At 37.8% G+C, this 1,829-nt stretch carries 1 protein-coding gene and 1 pseudogene; one reads left to right on the forward strand and one right to left on the reverse strand.

What is annotated here, in order from left to right; genetic code table 11:
* Positions 1 to 42 precede the first annotated feature (42 nt).
* Positions 43 to 114: pseudogene (locus HYX58_00115) on the reverse strand (hypothetical protein).
* 152 nt (positions 115 to 266) lie between these two features.
* Between HYX58_00115 and HYX58_00120 the strand changes: the two are divergent.
* The gene (locus tag HYX58_00120; GenBank protein ID MBI2774402.1) at positions 267 to 1,778 is read left to right on the forward strand and encodes a T9SS type A sorting domain-containing protein; all 1,512 of its coding nucleotides are present in this window, start codon (positions 267 to 269) and stop codon (positions 1,776 to 1,778) included.
* Positions 1,779 to 1,829: the final 51 nt, after the last annotated feature.

Genomic DNA, 1,829 nt, shown 5'->3' on the forward strand with positions numbered 1-1,829 from the left:
GGCAAACTTAAAAAATTAGGGTTTACCCTTATAAACACATTCTCATACCTCTTTTCTTAATCTTCCTACCGGAATATCCAATTGCTCGCGGTATTTGGCAACGGTGCTGCGGGCAGCGGTAAATTTAGTTCTTGTCATTTGCTTTTAGTTTTAATTATTAATGATTTCAACTTCACGGGTCTTCGATAGGATGGGCAGTTTTTGCCTCAGAAATTTATAATTTTATAATGCTTTTTATTTGGTATATTTATTTAAGAACTATTTATATGAGAGTTTTCTCTTTACTTTTTTCAATCTTAGCCTTTTCATTGGGTGCTCAAAACTATCAATGGGCTGTTAGCGATACCACTTACCAATTGTCGAGTGGAACAAGTATTGCGGTAGATAGTACCGGTAATATTGCAGTATCGCAAACGCTGGGTGATGATAAAAATATAGATGTGGTTAAGTATGATGCTAATCAAAATGTGTTATGGAGAAAGCGCATTTATAGTTTTCTCATCGATTATTCAGACGTGGCAATGGACCAGCAAGGCAACGTTTATTTTTCGGCTAGTTTTTTTACTTATGTTAACATTGATGGGACTCAATATAATACACCTTACTCTGGTTGTGTTCGTATGGTATTAGTAAAGTTTAACGCACAGGGGGTCGTACAGTGGGTTAAACAATCAACGGGGTGCGATGCGGGCGCAAGGGCTTTAACAGTTGATTTCAACTCCAACGTATATGTTATGGGCGGTGTCGGACCTAGTGGCCCGGTTAATTTTGATAGTCTATCAGCTAATCCTGGTCTTTTTGTAGTTAAATATAACAAAAATGGCGTGGTCCAATGGGTTCGTTCATCGGTAAATGGAGATGGAAGCAGCGGTGACGGTCCTAAAATAAAGGCCTCCAAAAGCGGTAATATTTATATTGCAGGTTTACTGGGCGGTGCAACAGCATTTGGAACTCATTCTGTCTCTACCTCTGGTGATTTTGATGTATATATTGCTAAACTTGATTCTGCGGGTAACTGGCTTTGGGCCAAACGTGGAGGCGGCATATACGAAGAATGGCTTTACGGATTAGATGTTGATGATAACGATAACGCTCAAATAACCGGCTATTTTCACAGCCCTACTGCAACATTTGGCAACACCTCCATAACAAACACTACTGTAGAAGATTACTTTTTAGCAAAATATGATAGTAACGGTAATGAGTTGTGGGCTAAAGGAGGTGCTAAAATGTGGCAGGGTAATAGTTTTTGTGTAGATGCTGTAGGTAACTCTTACATGGTTTCATACGGTACATTTTTAAGGAAACATGATTTTAATGGCTCCTATATGTGGCATACCTTAAAAAATATTCATAATGGCCGCATGGTGTCTGATAAGAAAGGCAGTGTTTACATTACTGGAAATCTAAAAGTACCTGCTACATTTGGCTCTACTACAATCAATCCAATAAAAATGCAGCAAATGTTCGTTGCAAAATTGTATGATCCTTCACCTGTTGTTACAAAGCTGTCAGAAATGAATAAACATTCTTTAATTGAATTATACCCAAACCCGGCGCAGGATTACTTTTATATTGCATCCGATGCTACAGATAAAGTTTTACTACGAATAACTAATCCATTAGGACAGCTAGTGCATTCTGAACTTGTAAATACTAGTGAGAGACCCGCTCAAAAAATCAACGTGGCACATCTTTCAAAAGGTTTGTACATTGCAGAAGTATTTGATAGCAGAAGTAAAGAGATTTTGCAGACTAAAAAACTGATTGTAAATTAAACAAGATGTCAAAGAACAGTTAAGTACGTCGAAATACCGCACCGTTTGAGA

Source organism: Candidatus Dependentiae bacterium (assembly GCA_016191325.1).
GTDB lineage: Bacteria > Babelota > Babeliae > Babelales > JACPOV01 > JACPOV01.